Annotated in this window: 3 protein-coding genes; 2 read left to right on the top strand and 1 reads right to left on the bottom strand. The window is 54.9% G+C overall.

Features of this window, described 5'->3' with window-relative positions; genetic code table 11:
- Positions 1 to 58 precede the first annotated feature (58 nt).
- Positions 59 to 1,543, top strand: a complete 1,485-nt coding sequence (locus tag JJU14_RS16170) for a SulP family inorganic anion transporter (protein ID WP_228614754.1) — start codon at positions 59 to 61, stop codon at positions 1,541 to 1,543.
- 10 nt (positions 1,544 to 1,553) lie between these two features.
- Positions 1,554 to 2,408 (top strand): universal stress protein, encoded by an 855-nt coding sequence (locus JJU14_RS16165; protein ID WP_228614753.1) that lies wholly within the window; start codon positions 1,554 to 1,556, stop codon positions 2,406 to 2,408.
- 196 nt (positions 2,409 to 2,604) lie between these two features.
- On the opposite strand, the gene JJU14_RS16160 is transcribed toward JJU14_RS16165, so the two are convergent.
- Positions 2,605 to 4,026 (bottom strand): amidase, encoded by a 1,422-nt coding sequence (locus tag JJU14_RS16160; RefSeq protein WP_228614752.1) that lies wholly within the window; start codon positions 4,024 to 4,026, stop codon positions 2,605 to 2,607.
- Positions 4,027 to 4,208 lie beyond the last annotated feature (182 nt).

Raw genomic sequence — 4,208 nt, 5'->3', positions numbered from 1 at the left:
GGTGGTACTGCAACATCAGCACTCTTTACTTTCAACCGAACGACGCGGGACGAACGACATGCTTGCTTCTGTAAAACAAAACTGGTTTTCCAATCTGCGCGGCGATGTGCTGGCCGCCATCGTGGTGGCGCTGGCGCTTATTCCTGAAGCCATCGCCTTTTCCATTATTGCCGGGGTCGACCCTAAGGTCGGCCTGTACGCTTCATTTTGTATTGCCGTGATCACGGCTTTTGCCGGTGGCCGGCCGGGCATGATTTCGGCTGCAACCGGCGCCATGGCCTTGCTGATGGTCACCCTGGTGCGGGAGCATGGCCTGGAGTATCTGCTGGCCGCGACCTTGCTCTGTGGTCTGCTGCAAATTATCTTTGGGGTACTTAAGCTCGGTGAGCTGATGCGCTTTGTCTCGCGCTCTGTGGTCACCGGCTTTGTGAATGCACTGGCCATTCTGATTTTTATGGCGCAGCTGCCAGAGCTGACCGGCCAGCATGGCACTGTGCTGGTGTACAGTATGACGGCGCTTGGTCTGGGCATTATTTATTTGTTTCCCTATGTCACCAAAGCCATTCCATCGCCACTGGTCTGTATCGTGGTACTGACGGCGCTGGCGCTGTATTTTGGTTTGGACTTACGCACCGTGGCCGATATGGGCGAGCTGCCAGACAGCCTGCCGGTGTTCCTGTGGCCAGATGTACCGCTCAACTTTGAAACCTTAGCCATCATTTTCCCTTACTCACTGGCACTTGCCGTGGTCGGTATTCTGGAGTCCTTAATGACGGCCACCATTGTCGATGACTTAACCGATACCAGCAGCGATAAGAACCGTGAATGTGTCGGCCAGGGCGTGGCCAATATCGGCTCAGGTCTGATTGGCGGTATGGCTGGTTGTGCCATGATTGGTCAGTCGGTGATCAACGTCAAATCCGGTGGCCGTACCCGGCTATCGACTTTGTTGGCTGGCATTCTGTTGCTGATCCTGGTGGTATTCCTGGATCAGTGGGTGGGTCTCATCCCGATGGCGGCTCTGGTGGCGGTGATGATTATGGTGTCCATTGGGACCTTTGACTGGAGCTCAGTGCGAAACTTAAACTCCAATCCGAAAAGCTCCAGTGTGGTGATGATTGCCACTGTGGTGGTGGTGGTCTTTACCCATAACCTGGCTTATGGTGTACTGGTGGGTGTGCTCTTGAGTGCGCTGTTTTTTGCCAACAAAGTGGGCCGGATTTTGTACATCGGTTCCAGCTTGTCGAAAGATGGCCATGAGCGCAGTTATCAGGTGGTCGGCCAGGTCTTTTTCACTTCGGCCGAGCAATTTATCGGCGCTTTTGATTTTAAAGAAGCGGTTGAAAAAGTCCGCATCGATTTAAGCCGGGCCCACTTTTGGGATATCACTGCCATTAGCTCGCTGGACAAGGTGGTGATCAAGTTTCGCCGCGAAGGCACCGACGTGGAATTGATTGGTCTGAATGAAGCCAGCGCCACGCTGGTGGATAAATTTGCTGTGCACAACCGCCCGGATGCGGTCGAAAAACTGATGGGACATTAGGAGAACACAGATGATTAAAAAAGTAATGGCCTGCATTGATGCCTCGCCCTATGCCGAGGCGGTCTGTGATTACAGCGTCTGGGCCGCCAATCGCCTGAGTGCGCCTTTGTCGATGCTGCATATTCTGGATCGGGCACAGCATACCAATACGCCGGATTTAAGCGGCACCATTGGCCTTGGCTCGCAGGAAATTCTGCTGGAGCAACTGGCCGAGCTGGATGAAAAACACGCCAAGCTGGCGCTGGAGCGGGGCCGGCTGATACTGGATGGCGCCAAAGCACGGGCCGAAGCGGCCGGTATCCCCGAAGTGGACGAGCGTCTGCGGCATGGCCAGTTTGTTACCAGCTTGCTGGAACTGGAAGATGAAATCCGTTTGCTGGTGCTGGGTAAGCGTGGTTTTAGCAGTGCCGATGCCCATGGCCAGATTGGTATGCATGTCGAAGGGTTAATTCGCAGCATTCACAAACCAGTGTTATTGACCCAGCAGCAGTTTATTGAACCCAAAAGCTTGTTGATGGCTTTTGATGGCAGCGAAACCGCGGTAAAAAGCCTGACCATGCTGGCTGAAAGCCCCTTGTGCAAAGGCTTGCCTTGCCATCTGGTGATGGCTGGCGCTGATGTCGAAGCGGCCCGGGTGCAGCTGGAGCAGGCCGCGGCCAAACTGCGCAGCGAAGGCTTCGAGGTGACGGTAGCCATTGTCGCGGGTGAGCCGGATGTGGTGCTAAATCAATACCAGCAGGATCACAATATCGGCTTGATGGTGATGGGGGCTTATGGCCACAGCCGTATTCGCCAGTTCTTCTTAGGCAGCACCACCACGGCGATGATCAGCAAAGCCAAGTGTTCTTTATTGGTGCTGCGTTAAGTTTTACCAAGATGAACTGAACCTGATGGCAGAGTGGCTGGAGTGTTTACGCAACAGCGGCATGGATGCCGCGCAGGCTGAAAGGGCACAGGGAAGTGCTCCTTGAAGCCGGTGGAGTAAACAGCTCCAGTCACTCTGCGTTTACACCGTTCTGGTTGTGTAAGTAGTACCCACCAGCCGGCTTTGCCGGGTTTGGTTAAAGCTCTGGGAATTTAGAGGTGTAGAAGTCTTTGGCTACGGTGTCGCTAAGCGCTCTGGCCAATTGAAACACATCGGCTTCCTGATAGGGCCGGCCAACAATCTGCACCGAACTTGGCACCCCGTTGTCGCAAAAGCCATTCGGCATCGCCAATACCGGACACTGCCCAAGGGTATTGAATGGATAGGTCATAAACCAGCCTTTGTTAGCATCCACATCGATGCCATTGATTTGCATGCGATCTTTGCTGTAATCAAAATCGGCCGGCACCTCACTGGTGGCCAGGGTAGGGCAGAGCAACAGATCATAGTCTTTGAAAATCACCGCCAGCGCATCCCACATAGCGCAGCTGTGCAGATTGGCCTGAAAAATTGCATCCACGGTCAGTTGATCCACCATCTCAAGGTAATGTTGCACATAAGAGGTGAGCTGCTTGCGGGCCGCCGGGGCCCCGAATTTTTGTTTGAGCGTCATGCCCATCAAGGCACGCTGGTGGATTTTAGCCGTTTCTATCACCCGCTCATCCCAGGCGGGCTCTAACAAATCCACCTGCACACCCTGAGTGCGCAGCGCTTCGGCGGTGTGGTCAAGCTGCCGACGAATATCGGCCGCCACCTGATAAAAGCCAAGCGTTGGTGCCAGTGCCACTTTGAGTTGCTGCAAGGGCTTTCGTGGCTTTAACTTTGGGTTGTCATCCGGGATAAAGGAATGCGAGTCCATCCAGTCTGGCCCCTTAATAAAAGGGTACAGCAGCAGTAAGTCATCCAGTGTGCGGGTCAGCAGGCTGTGATGGCAGTAGGGATCGATGTTGTAGGGGCTGATTTCCGGTACCCGGCCATGCGGTGGCTTGTAGCCATAAAGGCCGCAAAAGGCGGCCGGGATCCGAACGGAGCCACCGATATCGGTGCCATTGGCAAAGCTGCACATACCGGTGGCAACGGCGATGGCAGAGCCGCCGGAGGAGCCGCCACAGCTGATGGCCGGATTCCACGGATTGCGGCTCACACCCCACAATTCCGACCAGGTCACCCCGGCGGTGGAAAACTCAGGCGTGGTGGTACGGCCATGCACGATGGCTCCGGCCTGCAGCAAGCGAGCCGGTACTGGATCGGTGCTGGTGGCCATGGCTTCGGTCAGCAGGCGGGAGCCATTGGTGGTGATTTGGCCTTCAATGTAGGTTTCATCTTTAATGGCCACGGCCAAGCCTTCCAGTGGCCTCGCTTGGCTTTGTGGCCAGCGCGCAGTAGCTTTTTCAGCCTTACTAAGCGCATCCTGCTGAAACTGACTGGTAAAGGCATTGAGTTTGGGGTCCAGCTGGCGAATTCGTTGCTGGTAGGCGTGCATTAGCTCGACAGGCGTCAGGCTGCCTTGACGGAACTGCTGTAGGATCTCGGTTACCGCTAAATAATGAATGGCCAATGCTACTTACCTTCTGCCAGAGCCAGAAACATGCTGCCATTATTGCAGGCGTCAGCCATCAACCAAGTTATTAACCATCGGTTGAGCCGATGGCTGTTTCTGCTTTGGTGTCAGCGCACCTCAAAGTCAAAATAGGTGTCCGGGTAGGCCGGTGGCAGATGGGTAAAGTGCCACCACTCCAT

The organism is Alkalimonas sp., assembly GCF_020831925.1.
GTDB lineage: Bacteria > Pseudomonadota > Gammaproteobacteria > Enterobacterales > Alteromonadaceae > Alkalimonas.
The sequence above is the reverse complement of the archived record's forward strand: the minus strand, read 5'-3'. Positions and strand labels throughout refer to the sequence as shown.

Bases quoted from the DNA above. Each gene is read 5' to 3' on its own strand.
- JJU14_RS16170 (WP_228614754.1), top strand. From the start codon at position 59: ATGCTTGCTTCTGTAAAACAAAACTGGTTTTCCAATCTGCGCGGCGAT.
- JJU14_RS16165 (WP_228614753.1), top strand. From the start codon at position 1,554: ATGATTAAAAAAGTAATGGCCTGCATTGATGCCTCGCCCTATGCCGAG.